This is a genomic window from Pseudomonas sp. B21-036 (assembly GCF_024748925.1).
In the GTDB taxonomy this organism is placed as follows: domain Bacteria; phylum Pseudomonadota; class Gammaproteobacteria; order Pseudomonadales; family Pseudomonadaceae; genus Aquipseudomonas; species Aquipseudomonas palmensis.
The window spans coordinates 4,255,563-4,269,854 of sequence record NZ_CP087178.1; the positions used below are offsets into that span (position 1 = coordinate 4,255,563).

A 14,292-nucleotide genomic window follows, 5' to 3' on the forward strand; every position below is an offset into this window, starting at 1 on the left:
CCTTCTTCAAGATTCAGGCAAAATGCCAATTCGCTGCGGTTAGAATAGCCGCCACCCCCTGCCGGATGCGACCCCGAACATGACCGAACTGACCCTGTATCACAACCCGCGCTGCTCCAAGTCCCGTGGCGCGCTGGAATTGCTCGAAGCCCGTGGCCTGACCCCGGAGGTGGTGCGCTACCTGGAAACCCCACCCGACGCCGCCACCCTCAAGGCCCTGCTCGGCAAGCTGGGCATCGGCGCACGCCAGCTGCTGCGCAGTGGCGAAGACGAATACAAGACCCTGGGCCTGGCCGACCCGGCCCTGAGCGACGACCAGTTGATCGACGCCATGGCCCGGCACCCCAAGCTGATCGAACGCCCGATCCTGGTGGCGGGCAACAAGGCCGTGATTGGCCGGCCGCCCGAGAAGGTGCTGGAGATTCTGCCGTGAGCGCGCCCTATATCCTGATCCTGTTCTACAGCCGCCACGGCTCCACCAGCGAAATGGCCCGGCAGATTGCCCGTGGCGTCGAACTGGGTGGGCTGGAGGCGCGCCTGCGCACGGTGCCGGCGATTTCCACCGAGTGTGAAGCGGTGGCCCCCGACATCCCCGAGAACGGCGCGCTGTATGCCACCCTCGACGACCTGCGCCATTGCTCGGGCCTGGCCCTGGGCAGCCCGACGCGCTTCGGCAACATGGCCGCGCCGCTCAAGTATTTCATCGACGGCACCAGCAGCCTGTGGCTGAGTGGCGGGCTGGTGGGCAAGCCGGCGGCGGCGTTCACCTCCACGGCCAGCCTGCATGGCGGCCAGGAGTCGACCCTGCTGTCGATGCTGCTGCCGCTGATGCACCACGGCATGCTGATCATGGGGCTGCCCTACAGCGAATCGGCCTTGCTCGACACCCGGGGCGGCGGCACGCCGTATGGCGCCAGCCACCATGCCGGGGCCGATGGCAAGCGCGACCTGGACGCCGACGAGATCGCCCTGTGCCGTGCCCTGGGCCAGCGCCTGGCGAGCACTGCCAAACTGCTGGAGAACGGCCGTGGCTAAGAAGCCCAAGGTGCTGCCGCCGCTGGAGTGGCTGGAGCCACGTGTGCGCGCTACCCGGGTGCTGAGCCTGGTGGCGTTTTTCAGCCTGATGGCGTTGCTGACGGTGAACAACCTGTGGTTCGCCAACCTGCACGGCGCGCGCGTGGGGGTGATCCTGGCCATCGAGCTGGTGCCGTTGCTGCTGGTGCTGCCGGGCATGCTGATGGGCAGTGCACGGGCCCATGCGTGGACGTGCTTCGTGGTGAACCTGTACTTCATCAAGGGCGTGCTGGCCGCGTTCGACCCGGCGCGGGCGCTGCTGGGGTGGCTGGAAGTGGGGATCAGCCTGGTGCTGTTCGTGAGTGCGCTGCTGTTTGTGCGCTGGCGCTTTCAGTATGAGCGGCGGGTGGCGGGGGAAGGCGTCTGAATAGGCGGCGCGCCTATCGCGGGTCAAGCCCGCTCCCACAGGATTACCACGGTCCTTGTGGGAGCGGGCTTGACCCGCGATTGCGACACCGTCGTTCTCAATGGTTGACGGTATACGCCAGCATCATCGACAACTGGCACATCGGCCGCCCGCTCTGGGCATGCCACTGGTTGAACGCCTGCTGCACGGTGGCCAGGTCGCGCTGGCTGGTCGGCTGCCGGTCGATCACATCCTGCGCCACCAGCGCCGCCACCACGTCATTGCTCGGCACGAAGGTGTCCTTGCCGACCATGCGCAGAAAACGCGGCGCCGACAGCCCGCCCATCTGGTTGCCCTGCTTGGCCAGGTACTTCCACAGGCCGACGATGTCGGTCACCGGCCAGTCGGCGATCAACGCACCGAAACTGCCCTTCTCCCTGGCCACGTCGAGCATGAACTGCGCATTGCGCGGCACGCTCTTGAGCTTGCCCAGGTGGCGGATGATGCGGGTGTCCTGCATCAGCCGCTCCAGGTGCTCGGCGCCCATCAGCACCACCTTCTCTGGGGCGAAGCCAAAGAACACCTGCTCGAACGCCGGCCACTTGGCGTCCACCAGGCTGTGCTTGAGCCCGGCGCGAAACACCCGCAGGGCCATGGTCGAGAGGTAGCGGTCGTCGCTGATCTGGCGCAGCTGCGCCGGGCTCAACGGCTCGGGCAGGTGCGCCTCGAGCGCCGCCGCCGAACCGAAGCGGTTCAGGCAGAATTCATGCAGCCACTGATAATCGCGCATGCCGGTCAGAGGTTCAGAACATCGACGAACCGTGGGGTGGCGGTTTCATCGATGCGCAGGTTGGTGAAGTCGAACAGGTTGCGGTCCGCCAGCTGCGACGGCACCACGTTCTGCAGGCCGCGGAAGATGCTCTCGGTGCGTCCCGGGGTCTTGCGCTCCCACTCCACCAGCATGTCCTTGACCACCTGGCGCTGCAGGTTTTCCTGCGAGCCGCACAGGTTGCACGGGATGATCGGGAATTGCTTCATGTCCGAGTAGGCCTGGATGTCCTTCTCGGCGCAGTAGGCCAGCGGACGGATCACCACGTTGCGACCGTCGTCGGCGCGCAGCTTGGGCGGCATGGCCTTGAGCGTGCCGTTGAAGAACATGTTGAGAAAGAAGGTCTCGACGATATCGTCGCGGTGATGCCCCAGGGCCATCTTGGTCGCACCGATCTCGTCGGCGAAGGTGTACAGCGTGCCGCGACGCAGGCGCGAGCACAGCGAGCAGGTGGTCTTGCCTTCCGGGATCAGTTCCTTGACCACCGAATAGGTGTCTTTCTCGACGATGTGGTACTCGATGCCCAGGGTCGCGAGGTAGGCCGGCAGGATGTGCTCGGGGAAGCCTGGCTGCTTCTGGTCCATGTTGACCGCGACGATGTCGAACTTGATCGGCGCCACTTTCTGCAGGTGCAGCAGAACATCGAGCATGGTGTAGCTGTCTTTGCCGCCCGACAGGCAGACCATGACCTTGTCGCCCTCTTCGATCATGTTGAAGTCGGCGACGGCTTCGCCGGCAAGGCGACGCAGGCGTTTTTGCAGTTTGTTCTGGTTGACCGAAAGGGTGCCCATGGCGATTGAATCCGCAAGGTGTGACAAAAGCGGCACATTTTACGCACAAACCTGACGCTCGCGTAGCCCATCCGATAAAGACTGCAAGGAAATGAAGCGCCGCGCTTACAGCGCAATTTGCTCTAAAAAAGCGGATTTGTGCAGCGAACCCCTTCCTATACTGCGTCATAAGGCCACAGCAAGCGTGACCTGATCCCGTCAGGCCCAGCCACTGGGCCGCGCAAGCGCTCCGCTGGGGGGCGATGGCAACAACGAGGGAGTGACTGGCATGATCCATCACGTTCTGGGGCTGTTCACCCATCCTGACCAGGAATGGAAAGAAATCCGTGGCGAAGACGAAACCATCAGCCACATGTACCTGACCCACACCTTGATACTGGCGGCGATACCCGCCGTTTCCGCGTTCATCGGCACCACCCAGGTGGGCTGGGTGATCGGCAACCGCGCACCGGTCATGCTCACCGTCGACAGTGCGATCTGGATGACCGTGATGTCCTACCTGGCCATGCTGGGCGGCGTCGCGGTGATGGGCGCCTTCATCCACTGGATGGCGCGCACCTACGACGCCACCCCGAGCATGGCCCAATGCATCGCGTTCGCCACCTACACCGCCACCCCGCTGTTCATCGGCGGCCTGGCGGCGCTGTACCCGCACCTGTGGCTGGGAATGATCGTCGGCACGGCAGCCATCTGCTACACGGTGTACCTGCTGTACGTGGGCCTGCCGACCTTCATGAACATCCCGTCCGACGAGGGCTTTCTGTTCTCGAGTTCGGTGCTGGCGGTGGGGCTGGTGGTGCTGGTTGCCATCATGGCCTTCACCGTGATCGTCTGGGGACTGGGCGTGGGGCCCGTCTATACCAGCTAGACAATACGCCAACCTAGGGGCTGTACCCATCAGGCCGCCGCAAGGCGGCTTGATGCTGTGCGGACCAGCGGTCTCGGCAGCGCCGCCCGGGTTGCGGCATAATTGCCGGCCAGGAGTGTCCAACCGTTATGCCAGAGCTGCTCAATTCCCGCGTCGAAAGCTGTTACCAGCAAGCCGAAAGTTTTTTCAAGCGCCCCTTCCTGCGTCCCGAGGTGAGCTTCAAGCTGCGCGGGCAGAAGGCCGGTGTCGCGCACCTGCACGAAAACCTGCTGCGCTTCAACCTGCAGCTGTACCGCGAGAACAGTGAAGACTTCCTGCGCCAGACCGTGCCACACGAAGTCGCGCACCTGGTGGCGCATCAACTGTTCGGCGACCGCATCCAGCCCCATGGCGAGGAGTGGCAGCTGATCATGCGCGGGGTGTACGAGCTGCCACCCAACCGCTGCCACAACTATGCAGTCAAGCGCCGCAGCGTGACCCGCTACATCTACAAGTGCCCATGTGCGGGCAGTGACTTTCCGTTCTCGGCGCAGCGCCACGGGCTGGTGCGCCAGGGGCGGCGGTATCTGTGCCGGCGGTGTCGGCAGACGCTGGTGTTCACCGGCGAGACGCGGGTGGAGTAGACGCTTCGCCGGCAAGCCAGGGCCCTGCGGGAGCCGACCTTGCGGCGAAGACGCCTGCACAGGCACAAAAAAAAGCCCATCCGAAGATGGGCTTTTTGCGTTTGGCTAACCTCAGCCCTGGCGCACCGCACCTTCGGCGACACCCAGGTCGTCGGTAGGACGGGTGTCGACCAGCGGCGAACCACCCGAAGCCAGCTCGGCTTGCAGCTTGTCTTCGTCCAGCTCGTTGACCCACTTGGCCACCACCACGGTTGCCACCGCGTTGCCGATCAGGTTGGTCAGGGCGCGGGCTTCGGACATGAAGCGGTCGATACCCAGGATCAGCGCCAGGCCGGCAACCGGCAGGTGGCCAACCGCCGACAGGGTCGCGGCCAGCACGATGAAGCCGCTGCCGGTAACGCCTGCAGCACCCTTGGAGGCCACCAGCAGCACCAGCAGCAGGGTGATCTGGTGGGTGATGTCCATGGTGGTGTCGGTGGCCTGGGCGATGAACACCGCAGCCATGGTCAGGTAGATCGAGGTGCCGTCCAGGTTGAACGAGTAGCCGGTCGGGATCACCAGGCCAACCACCGATTTCTTCGCGCCCAGACGCTCCATCTTGGCCAGCATGCGCGGCAGGGCCGACTCGGACGACGAGGTGCCGAGCACGATCATCAGCTCTTCACGGATGTAGCGGATCAGCTTGAGTACGCTGAAACCGTGGGCACGGGCGATGCCGCCCAGAATCACCAGGATGAACAGCAGGCAGGTGATGTAGAAGCAGGCCATCAGGTAGCCCAGCTGCACCAGCGAACCCACGCCGTACTGGCCGATGGTGAAGGCCATGGCACCGAAGGCACCGATCGGGGCCAGCTTCATGATCATGTTGATGATGTTGAACATGACGTGGGCGAAGCGGTCGATCAGGTCCAGCAGCGGCTTGCCGTAGGCACCCAGGCGGTGCAGGGCGAAACCGAAGATCACCGAGAACATCAGCACCTGCAGGATGTCGCCGTTGGCGAAGGCACCGACCACGGTGTTGGGGATGATGTTGAGCAGGAAGCCGACGGTGGTCTGCTGCGCACCGGCGGCGGCATAGGCAGCCACGCTGCTGGCGTTGAGGGTGGTCACGTCGATGTGCATGCCGGCACCCGGCTTGACCACGTTGACCACGACCAGGCCGATGATCAGCGCGATGGTCGAGACGATTTCGAAGTAGAGCAGCGCGTAGCCGCCGGTCTTGCCGACCGATTTCATGCTTTGCATGCCGGCGATGCCGCTGACCACGGTGCAGAAGATGATGGGGGCGATGACCATCTTGATCAGTTTGACGAAACCGTCACCCAGCGGCTTGAGCGCCACACCGGTGTCGGGATAGAAGTGACCCAGCAAGATACCGATGGTGATGGCGATGATCACCTGGATATACAGCGATTTGTACAGCGGCTGACGCGTCGTCATGGCTATTTTCCTCAATGTGCCGGCCCATCCTTCCCAGGAGGCGATCGGCACCTAAAGCGCGAACCCTCCTGCATTGGAGGGATTTGTTGTGTCGAGCTGCGTGGCAATGCTCTGCGGAGTCAATAGCAAGGCTGATGCCAGGATGTGCCAAGGCGGTGCAAACACCCTGTTTCAGGGCATTTCGTGCACCGCAAGGCAGCAAGGCAGGACGCGCCAGTTGGCGGATTTCCGCCCGGCACTCAAAGAATAGACCCGATGATGGCGGTAATCCGCCCACTGGGCGGAATGTGACAGGCGCTCAGTCGAGCGGAAAGCGGATACGGAAGGCTGCGCCGCCCAGGGGCGAATCGTCGAGAGTGAGGGTGGCGTCGTAGCTCTCGATGATGTCCTTGACCACCGCCAGGCCGATGCCCTGCCCCGGGTACTGGCGATCGAGGCGCTCGCCCCGCTGCAGGATACGTTCGCGCTGGTGCACCGGTACGCCCGGGCCGTCGTCCTCGACACACAGCTCCAGCGCCGTGTCGCTGACCCGCAGGCTGATGCGGATCTGCCCCAGGCACAGACGGTAGGCGTTTTCCAGCAGGTTGCCGAGCAGTTCGAGCAATGCGCCCTGCTCCATGGGTACCAGTGCCTGGTCGGGCACTGCATAGGTGATGTGCACCTGCTTGTCGCGGTAGACCTTGGCCAGGGTGCTGCACAGGCTGTCGAGCAGCGGGTGCAAGGCCACCTGGTGGCGCACCAGGCCGCTCTTGCGCAGGCTGGCGCGCTGCAACTGGTAGTCGATCTGCTGGCTCATGCGCTCGATCTGGCTCTGCAGCACCCGCGCCTGCTCGCGCTCGCCTTCGCGCTGGGCCATGCTTTCGCTGACCCCTTGCAGCACCGCCAGCGGGGTCTTGAGGCTATGCGCCAGGTCATCCAGCGAGTCGCGGTAGCGCCCGCGCTGCTCGCGCTCGCTGCGCAGCAGGCGGTTGAGCGAGCCGGTCAGGCGCAACAGCTCGCGCGGGTGTTCGGCACTGAGGCCCTCGCGGGCGCCGGACTCCACGTCGTCCAGCTCCACGCTCATGCGCCGCAGCGAGCGCAGGCCCCAGGTCAGCCCGGCCCAGAGCAGCAGCATCAGGGCCAGCAGCGCCGCGCCAAAGCCCAGGTAGAGCTTCTCTTGCAGGCCGTTGAGGGTTTGCTGGTACTCGCGCACCGGTTGCAGGGCAACGATGCTGAAGGCCGCGCTCTTGCCGCCCAGCAGCTTGACCTCCACGTCATAGACGAAGAACTCCTCGCCGTGGTCCTGGCGGATGCGCGCGAACTCGTTGCCGCGTCCGTCGTAGCGGGGTGTGTAGTTGATGTTCTCGTCGTTGGTGGCACGCGAACGCCACACCAGGTTGCCCTGGCGGTCGTAGATGTAGCCGAGCAGGCGGCTGTCGGGCAGGTTGAATTTCTCGTCCGGCAGCAGATCGGGCATCTGCAGCTTGCCGCCGTCTATGCGCGCCGCCGAGATCAGCGTGGTCACGTCCGAGGCCAGGCGCTGCTCGATGGACTCCTGCAGGGCCAGGCTGAAGGCCTTCTGCAGGGCCGGCAACAGGGCCAGCATGAACAGCAGCGCCAGCACCGCTGCGGCCAGCATCAGGCGCAGGCGCAGCGAACGAATCACAGGCAGCGCTCGGTGAACAGGTAGCCCAGGCCACGTACCGTGTCGATGGGCTTGAAGCCGTTGTCGCCCTCGAGCTTGCGGCGCAGGCGGCCGATCAGCACTTCTATCACGTTGGGGTCACGCTCGCCGTCGTCGGGGTACAGCTGCTCCATCAGACGGTCCTTGGCCACCACCTGCTGGTGATGGCGCATCAGGTATTCGAGGATGCGGTATTCGTAGGCGGTCAATGCCAGGGGCTGGTCATCGAGCAGCGCCTGCTTGCGGTTGAGGTCCAGGCGCAGGGGGCCGGCGATGATGGTCGACTGGGTGAAGCCGCTGGAGCGGCGCAGCAGCGCATTCAGGCGCGCCTCCAGCTCTTCGAACTGGAACGGCTTGACCACGTAGTCGTCGGCACCGGCGGCCAGGCCTTCGACCTTGTCCTGCCAGTTGCCACGGGCGGTGAGAATCAGGATAGGAAATGTCTTGCCCTGGCTGCGCAGTTGGCGGATCAGGTCCAGCCCGCTCATGCCCGGCAGGCCCAGGTCGACGATGGCCAGGTCGTGATTGAACTGTTCGGCCTGGTACAGCGCCTCCTCGGCATTGGCCACCGCTTCGACCACATGCCCGCTTTCGCTCAGACGGCTGAACAGGTGATGCCGCAACAGGGCTTCATCCTCGACCACCAGCAGTTTCATACGCTCCTCCATAACCAGGCCCGGCCTGCTTGGCCGGGCATCTCGCTACATAACGGCAGAATAACAGCGAACCGGCCAGAGTGAAGGCCGGTTCGGGTATTGCGCGGGGGTTCAGAACAGGTAGTTGGCCGACAGGTAGGTTTGCGCGCTGCTTTTCAGGCGCAGGGCACCGAGCTTGTCGCCGTCGTGCTCGGACAGTTCGGTGGTGGCGTTGCTGCGCAGGTAGCGGTAGCCCAACTCGACCGAAGCATTGCTGCTGACCTGTTGCAGTACGCCAGCCTGCAGGCCGTAGGCGTAGCCGGTGTCGGTGTCGCGGCTGTAGCCGGAGGATTCCTGGCTGAGCTTGGTCACGCCCAGGCTCGCACCGCCGAATGCCTTGGTGCTGCTACCCAGCGGATAGAACACGTCGTAGCTGCCCAGCAGGTTTTCCTGGCGCATTTTCAGGCCGCTGTGGTTGTTGGAGACGTTGTCGTAGGTGAGGTAGTAGCGGCCCTGGTCGTTCTGCTGACCAATGCGCGCACCCCAGGTGCCGTCCTTGCTGATGATGCCGTCGGTGTTGAGGTGGTCGGTGTTGCTGCTGAGCAAGCCGGACTTCTTGATCTTGTCGCTGGTCTGGCCGTAGGTGAGGCCGGCGAAGGTGGTGTCGGCAGCCTGTACCAGGGAGCTGGCACCCAGCATGGTGATGGCGATCAGTACGGTATTGAGGCTTTTCATGAGTGTGTACTCCAGAGTGATGCGCGGTGTTTGTGTGGGAGCTAGAGTAAGCAGGGCGCCCTGAACCGCCGCTGAATGCTGGCTGAACCCCGGCTGAACGAGCGGGCATCAACGGAAAAAAGGAGACTGACCATGCGTTACCTGCTCGCACTTGCCCTGATCGGCGCCACTGGCCTGGCCCAGGCCTCGGTGCAAACCCGCCAGATCGACTACCAGGACGCCGACGGCAAGCGCCTGGTGGGCTACTACGCCTATGACGACGCCGTGAAGGGCGAACGTCCCGGGGTGGTGGTGGTGCACGAATGGTGGGGGCTGAACGACTATGCCAAGCGCCGTGCCCGCGACCTGGCCGGGCTGGGCTACAGCGCGCTGGCCATCGACATGTATGGCGACGGCAAGAACACCGAGCACCCGGCCGATGCGCAGGCGTTCATGGCGGCGGCCCTGAAAGACCCGAAGACGGCGGCAACACGCTTCGATGCCGGGGTCGAGTTGCTGAAGATCCAACCGCAGACCAACCCCGACAAGATCGCCGCCATCGGCTACTGCTTCGGCGGCAAGGTGGTGCTGGACGCTGCGCGGCGCAGTGAGCCGCTGGCGGGGGTGGCGAGCTTTCACGGAGCGCTGGTGACGGCCACGCCGGCAACCAGCGGCAGTGTGAAGGCGCCGTTGCTGGTGGAGCATGGCGCCAGCGACAGCATGGTAACCCCCGAGCAGGTGGCTGCGTTCAGGAAGGAGATGGAGGCAGCCGGCGCCGACCTGAAGTTCGTGAGCATCCCGGGGGCCAAGCATGGCTTCACCAACCCGGATGCCGACCGCCTGAGCCACGGCGAGCACGGCGGGCCGGATATCGGCTATGACAAGGCCGCCGATGAAAGCTCGTGGGCAGACCTGCAGGTGTTCTTGAAGAAGGTGTTTGACTGAAGCCCGCCTGGCGGCAACGCTGGCTCCTGCGGCAGGCCGCGTGAACCTGCAGGCGCCAGCGTTGCTGGCGAAGGCTCGTGGGCCACGGCACAATAGCGCCCATGAATCGACTCCCGCACTGCTGCGCCCCGCTCCAGCACCACTGGCCCCTGCCCCACCCGGTCCCCGGTGCGGTGTTGGTCAGCTGCGCCTTCGACCCGGCCAACCTCGCCGCCGATGACTTCCGGCGCGCCGCCATCGAACCCACCCCCAGCCTGCAACGCTCGGTGGCCAAGCGCCAGGCCGAGTACCTGGCCGGCCGCGTGTGCGCCCGCGCCGCCCTGCAGCGCCTGGACGGGCGCGACTACCTGCCCGCCACCGACGACGACCGCGCCCCCCTATGGCCGGCCGGCATCAGCGGCTCGATCACCCACGGCAAGGGCTGGGCGGCCGCCGTGGTGGCCCGCAGCAGCGACTGCCAGGGCCTGGGCCTGGACCAGGAAAACCTGCTGGAGACCGAACGCGCCGAACGCCTGATGGGCGAAATCCTCACTGCCGATGAGCTGCAGCGCATGGACCGCAGCCAGCTGAGCCTGACCACCACGCTGACCTTCTCCCTCAAGGAAAGCCTGTTCAAGGCGCTGTACCCCATAGTGCGCAAGCGCTTCTATTTCGAGCACGCCGAACTGCTGGAGTGGTCCGCCGATGGCCACGCCCGCCTGCGCCTGCTCACCGACCTGTCGCCGCTGTGGTGCCACGGCCGGGAAATCCAGGGGCAGTTCAGCCTGCAGGGCGATCAGCTGCTGAGCCTGGTCAGCGTGTGAGCCGCAGGCTTACAGCGGGCACTGCGCGCAGCGCCCTACCCACTCCACCTTGTAGCTCAGGCAACAGGTGCGCCTGACCCGCCGCCCGTCAGGGGTGTAGCGCACCGCGTCGTACAGCGGGTTGCCGGGCGTATCCAGCAACCGCTGGACCTCGGGCCGCTCACCTGCAATCTGCTCCAGGCAGTCACCGGCATTGCCCCACAACACCGCCGCCGGCACGCTGCCCAGCACGGCCAGTTGATCGACGATGGCTGGCAGGTGCCGTTCCAGTACCGCCACCACACCGCCCACCGCCGCGGACGTCGACAGGTCGGTTGGCAGGCCGCGCCCATCCAGCGTCACCGCCAGCGCCTGAATCTGCAACGGGGCGCGCCCGACCAGGGCCGCACGCCACAGCACGGCGAAATAGTACTTGGACCATTGCGACACCAGCACCGGCCGTTGCGCCGGCATCAGCTCGGGGCCGTACAGCCCCAGCAGCAGGGCATCGAAGGCGTCGGGGCGCAACAGCTCAGCGAGCCTCAAGGCCGTCCTCCTGCGCCTGCTCCGCGTCATGCGCGCGTGGCCAGCTCAGGCTGAAGCAGGCACCACCCAGGCGCTCGCTCTTGCCGATCAGGGCGCGCCCGGCATGCCAGTAGATGATCCGCCGCACGATCGACAAGCCCAGCCCGTGCCCGCCAGAGGCGCGGGTACGGCTGTCGTCCAGGCGGGTAAAGGGCGTGAAGATGCGCGACCAGGCGCTTTGCGGCACCCCCGGCCCATCGTCCTCGACGTCGATGCGACAGCGCTGGGCGCCCAGTTGATAGCTCAGGCTGACCTGCGACTCGGCGTGGCGCATCGCATTGCTCACCAGGTTCTGCAGGGCGCGGTGCAGGTAGCGCGGCTCGGCCTCGACCCACGCCCCCTGCTCGCCGCCCTGGCACGGCCCGCGCAGCACCCGCACCTCGCGGCGCAGCGGCGCCAGTTCGGCAATCACCTGGTCGAGCAAGGCGTCCAGGTCGATACGCTGGAAGTTCAGGGCCGGCGCCCCTTGCTCAAGACGTGCGTAGGTGAGCATCTCGTCGACCAGTCGGTCGAGGTCCTGAATGTCGTTGTCCATGCCCAGCAGGTATTTCTCGCGGGCGTGCTCGCTGCTGGCGTTCTCGACCATCTCCAGGCCAAAGCGCAGGCGCGCCACCGGGGTGCGCAGCTCATGGGACACCGCCCGCACCAGTTCGCGCTGCATGTTCAGCGATTGCTGCAGGTGCCCGGCCATATGGTTGAACGCCGCGGCCAGGCGCCCCACCGAGTCGGCGTCGTCCGCTGCCACCCGCACGTCCAGGCTACCCTGGGCAATCTGCGTGGCTGCCGCCTCCAGGCCCGACAGACGCCGCTCCAGCTGGCGTACCAGCAGGTACACGATCAGGCCGATCAGGCACAGCCCCAGCGCCGCGATCACCAGCAGCATCTGCGGTGGATACGGGTTCATCTGATACAGCGGCCCGATCTCCAGCACCCAGGGCGTGGCCACCATGCCGGCGAACACGCGGATCGAGTTGCCGTCCTTGCCCAGCGCCATCACGGTGTCGCCTTCGTCGACGCGACGGCGCTGGTCGCCGTCCATGTCGGTCTGGTCGAGGCTGAGCAGGCGCAGGTCGAAGCCAAACCCCTTGCTCTGCTTGAGTTCGGCCAGGCGCTGCGGCTGCTCGCCCACCGGGTAACGCACCAGTTCGTCGGCCAGCAGGTAGATGGTGGCGCGGGCCAGTTGCTCGCTGATCTGCTGCACCTCGCCGGTCAGCAACAGGTTCTGCCCGCGCACCTGGCGCAGCACCCGCGCCGCATGGGGGCCGGTGCGCTGCACCAGCACATGCCCGCGTTGCAGGCGGGTGCGCTGGCTGCCGTCGAGGGCGGCCTGATCGATCGAGGCGAGGGCCAGCGGAATGCCCAGCAGGCGCCCCCATATCGCCAGCGCCCGGGTACGCTCCACATCGCTCATGGGGGCCAGGTTGTCGGCCATCAGGGTAAAGGTGCCGTGGGCCAGGCGCTCGCGGTACTGCTCGGCACGCACCTCGTTGAGCAGGTGCAGGCTGAGCGCGCCCAGCAACGCCACCAGCACCAGGGCGGCCAGCATGCCGCCGTAGATGCGCAGGAATATCGAGTTCATTCAACCAGGCCCAGCGCCTGGGCAGCCTCGCCCACGAACAGGTAGCCTTTGCTGCGCACCGTCTTGATCATGCGCGGGTGGTCGGGGTCGTCGCCTATCTTGGGGCGGATGCGCGAGATGCGCACATCGATGGAGCGGTCCTGGCCGTCATAGCCCACCCCGCGCAGGGAGGTAAAGATCTCTTCGCGGGACAGGATGCGCCCCGCGTTGCTCACCAGCAGCCACAGCAGGTCGAACTCGGCAGCGGTCAGCTCGATGCCGTTGTCGCCAAGCCAGGCTTCGCGCAGGGTGTTGTCCACCCGCAGCGGGCCGAACTGCAGGCTCTGGCGCTCGCCCGTGGTGGCCGGCACCTCGGTGCGACGCAGCAAGGCGTTGATCCGCGCCAGCAACAGGCGCGGGCGCACCGGCTTGCACACGTAATCGTCGGCGCCCAGGTCCAGGCCCTGCACCTGGTCCAGGTCCTCGCTGCGCGCGGTGAGCATCAGGATGACCCCGTTGTACTGCGTGCGCACCTTGCGGCAGATGCTCAGGCCGTCCTCGCCGGGCAGCATCAGGTCGAGGATCACCAGGTCTGGCTGCTCGGCCACGATGCGCGCCGCCGCCTTCGCTCCATCGCCCTCCACCGCCACGTCGAAGCCATTGGCTTGCAGGTAGTCACGGGTCAGCTCGGCTAGACGCTCGTCATCCTCGACGATCAACACCTGACTGTTGGGCTGCTGCACGGATCACCTCGGCTGGGCTTTTTATTGTTGGAGTGAAGCCCTTCAATAAAGGGCAACATTGGCCCGCGATACTACCACTGCCGGGCGCCGGAAAAAGCCGCGCCAAAGTCGCTGGACAAGTGCGTTTTTTGTGATAGGGTTCGCGCCCTCAAAAATGCCCCTGCGACGCTTTGCCCGGGCAAAAAAAGAGTGACGAGCGGTGGAATGGCGGTGGGACGCGGCCTACAAGGCTTTGCCCATAATCACGCACAATCTACCCACACGTTATCCACAGGCCACTGCCTTGCAATACCCCCGATACCGCATTATCTTGTATCCCCAGCGCGACAAAACACTACATGTTGGGTTTTGAACAAAAATCCAAGCACAAGTGGAGCAGAGAACTCAAGCCTTCAGAGGCGCTTTTTTTGCTTGAACTTTGATTGAAATTCGCAGCCAAACCGCTCCTGCGGAAGGCGACCGGTGCAAGCCCGCGATGGGCCTTGTTTCGGGTACGGGTGTTGCAAGTGCAACCCCGTCAGCAACAGTTTTTGGGCCGTGGCCCAGAACCTTTGACTTCGGCCAGGGAGCGGCAAGCGATTGCCCCTTTTTTTCCTGATCTGTCCCGAAGTCGGTAGACCCTGCCCGGCCAGGCGCGCATGCGCCGGTGGGCAAGTTGGCGAGCTTTCGGACGGAACGGTAGGTGCCCAAAAGGCA

The 14,292-nt window shown here is 65.2% G+C and carries 16 protein-coding genes; 7 read left to right on the top strand and 9 right to left on the bottom strand.

Annotation, left to right across the window (positions count from 1 at the left end; all coding sequences use genetic code 11):
* Positions 1-79: 79 nt before the first annotated feature.
* Genes arsC through LOY33_RS19235 form a run of 3 tightly spaced genes read left to right on the top strand, consistent with a single transcriptional unit; the run spans position 80 to position 1,441 of the window.
* Complete coding sequence (gene arsC, locus LOY33_RS19225; RefSeq protein ID WP_054914702.1) at positions 80-433, top strand: arsenate reductase (glutaredoxin); 354 nt, start codon at positions 80-82, stop codon at positions 431-433.
* Positions 430-1,035 carry an NAD(P)H:quinone oxidoreductase gene (gene wrbA, locus LOY33_RS19230; protein WP_043862567.1) on the top strand — a complete coding sequence of 202 codons (606 nt, stop codon included), beginning with the start codon at positions 430-432 and terminating at the stop codon, positions 1,033-1,035. Before arsC ends, wrbA begins: the two co-directional genes overlap by 4 nt.
* The gene (locus LOY33_RS19235; RefSeq protein ID WP_043862568.1) at positions 1,028-1,441 is read left to right on the top strand and encodes a DUF2069 domain-containing protein; all 414 of its coding nucleotides are present in this window, start codon (positions 1,028-1,030) and stop codon (positions 1,439-1,441) included. Before wrbA ends, LOY33_RS19235 begins: the two co-directional genes overlap by 8 nt.
* 97 nt (positions 1,442-1,538) lie before the next feature.
* Here the strand turns inward: LOY33_RS19235 and LOY33_RS19240 are convergent, their stop codons facing one another.
* Both LOY33_RS19240 and ttcA read right to left on the bottom strand, forming a co-directional pair.
* Positions 1,539-2,210 (bottom strand): DNA-3-methyladenine glycosylase I, encoded by a 672-nt coding sequence (locus tag LOY33_RS19240; protein ID WP_043862569.1) that lies wholly within the window; start codon positions 2,208-2,210, stop codon positions 1,539-1,541.
* 5 nt (positions 2,211-2,215) lie between these two features.
* Positions 2,216-3,040 carry a tRNA 2-thiocytidine(32) synthetase TtcA gene (gene ttcA, locus LOY33_RS19245; RefSeq protein WP_054914704.1) on the bottom strand — a complete coding sequence of 275 codons (825 nt, stop codon included), beginning with the start codon at positions 3,038-3,040 and terminating at the stop codon, positions 2,216-2,218.
* Between the two features lie 268 nt (positions 3,041-3,308).
* Between ttcA and LOY33_RS19250 the strand changes: the two genes are divergently transcribed.
* Positions 3,309-3,908: a Yip1 family protein gene (locus LOY33_RS19250; protein WP_043862571.1), complete on the top strand. Its 600-nt coding sequence runs from the start codon at positions 3,309-3,311 to the stop codon at positions 3,906-3,908.
* Between the two features lie 128 nt (positions 3,909-4,036).
* Entirely contained in the window at positions 4,037-4,531 is a 495-nt protein-coding gene (locus tag LOY33_RS19255) for a SprT family zinc-dependent metalloprotease (protein ID WP_043862572.1), read from the top strand.
* 111 nt (positions 4,532-4,642) lie between these two features.
* Here the strand turns inward: LOY33_RS19255 and LOY33_RS19260 are convergent, their stop codons facing one another.
* The 4 genes from LOY33_RS19260 to LOY33_RS19275 form a co-directional block, all read right to left on the bottom strand.
* Positions 4,643-5,971, bottom strand: a complete 1,329-nt coding sequence (locus LOY33_RS19260; RefSeq protein ID WP_054914705.1) for a dicarboxylate/amino acid:cation symporter — start codon at positions 5,969-5,971, stop codon at positions 4,643-4,645.
* Between the two features lie 298 nt (positions 5,972-6,269).
* Positions 6,270-7,616 carry an ATP-binding protein gene (locus LOY33_RS19265; RefSeq protein WP_043862574.1) on the bottom strand — a complete coding sequence of 449 codons (1,347 nt, stop codon included), beginning with the start codon at positions 7,614-7,616 and terminating at the stop codon, positions 6,270-6,272.
* On the bottom strand, positions 7,613-8,290 hold the full coding sequence (locus tag LOY33_RS19270) for a response regulator (RefSeq protein WP_043862575.1): 678 nt from the start codon (positions 8,288-8,290) through the stop codon (positions 7,613-7,615). Before LOY33_RS19270 ends, LOY33_RS19265 begins: the two co-directional genes overlap by 4 nt.
* A 111-nt stretch (positions 8,291-8,401) precedes the next feature.
* A complete protein-coding gene (locus LOY33_RS19275; protein WP_043862576.1) occupies positions 8,402-9,004 on the bottom strand; it encodes a membrane protein in 603 nt (200 codons plus the stop codon).
* 132 nt (positions 9,005-9,136) lie between these two features.
* Between LOY33_RS19275 and LOY33_RS19280 the strand changes: the two genes are divergently transcribed.
* A complete protein-coding gene (locus LOY33_RS19280; protein WP_253086725.1) occupies positions 9,137-9,928 on the top strand; it encodes a dienelactone hydrolase family protein in 792 nt (263 codons plus the stop codon).
* Between the two features lie 101 nt (positions 9,929-10,029).
* Positions 10,030-10,731, top strand: coding sequence for a 4'-phosphopantetheinyl transferase (locus LOY33_RS19285; protein WP_258659728.1), 702 nt, complete (start codon positions 10,030-10,032; stop codon positions 10,729-10,731).
* 9 nt (positions 10,732-10,740) lie between these two features.
* Here LOY33_RS19285 and LOY33_RS19290 read toward each other — a convergent pair whose 3' ends face one another.
* From LOY33_RS19290 to LOY33_RS19300, 3 genes are read right to left on the bottom strand one after another with little or no spacing between them, the layout of a single operon-like run.
* Positions 10,741-11,256: a (2Fe-2S)-binding protein gene (locus LOY33_RS19290; RefSeq protein WP_258659733.1), complete on the bottom strand. Its 516-nt coding sequence runs from the start codon at positions 11,254-11,256 to the stop codon at positions 10,741-10,743.
* Positions 11,243-12,874 carry an ATP-binding protein gene (locus LOY33_RS19295; RefSeq protein WP_054914710.1) on the bottom strand — a complete coding sequence of 544 codons (1,632 nt, stop codon included), beginning with the start codon at positions 12,872-12,874 and terminating at the stop codon, positions 11,243-11,245. The genes LOY33_RS19290 and LOY33_RS19295 overlap by 14 nt, the downstream gene beginning before the upstream one ends.
* Entirely contained in the window at positions 12,871-13,596 is a 726-nt protein-coding gene (locus tag LOY33_RS19300; protein ID WP_054914711.1) for a response regulator transcription factor, read from the bottom strand. The genes LOY33_RS19295 and LOY33_RS19300 overlap by 4 nt, the downstream gene beginning before the upstream one ends.
* Between the last annotated feature and the right edge of the window lie 696 nt (positions 13,597-14,292).

Excerpts from the sequence above, each read along its gene's own strand:
- LOY33_RS19270 (WP_043862575.1), bottom strand. The coding sequence starts at position 8,290 with ATGAAACTGCTGGTGGTCGAGGATGAAGCCCTGTTGCGGCATCACCTG.
- ttcA (WP_054914704.1), bottom strand. The coding sequence starts at position 3,040 with ATGGGCACCCTTTCGGTCAACCAGAACAAACTGCAAAAACGCCTGCGT.
- LOY33_RS19260 (WP_054914705.1), bottom strand. The coding sequence starts at position 5,971 with ATGACGACGCGTCAGCCGCTGTACAAATCGCTGTATATCCAGGTGATC.
- LOY33_RS19240 (WP_043862569.1), bottom strand. The coding sequence starts at position 2,210 with ATGCGCGATTATCAGTGGCTGCATGAATTCTGCCTGAACCGCTTCGGT.
- LOY33_RS19255 (WP_043862572.1), top strand. The coding sequence starts at position 4,037 with ATGCCAGAGCTGCTCAATTCCCGCGTCGAAAGCTGTTACCAGCAAGCC.
- LOY33_RS19295 (WP_054914710.1), bottom strand. The coding sequence starts at position 12,874 with ATGAACTCGATATTCCTGCGCATCTACGGCGGCATGCTGGCCGCCCTG.
- LOY33_RS19285 (WP_258659728.1), top strand. The coding sequence starts at position 10,030 with ATGAATCGACTCCCGCACTGCTGCGCCCCGCTCCAGCACCACTGGCCC.
- arsC (WP_054914702.1), top strand. The coding sequence starts at position 80 with ATGACCGAACTGACCCTGTATCACAACCCGCGCTGCTCCAAGTCCCGT.
- LOY33_RS19250 (WP_043862571.1), top strand. The coding sequence starts at position 3,309 with ATGATCCATCACGTTCTGGGGCTGTTCACCCATCCTGACCAGGAATGG.
- LOY33_RS19280 (WP_253086725.1), top strand. The coding sequence starts at position 9,137 with ATGCGTTACCTGCTCGCACTTGCCCTGATCGGCGCCACTGGCCTGGCC.
- LOY33_RS19275 (WP_043862576.1), bottom strand. The coding sequence starts at position 9,004 with ATGAAAAGCCTCAATACCGTACTGATCGCCATCACCATGCTGGGTGCC.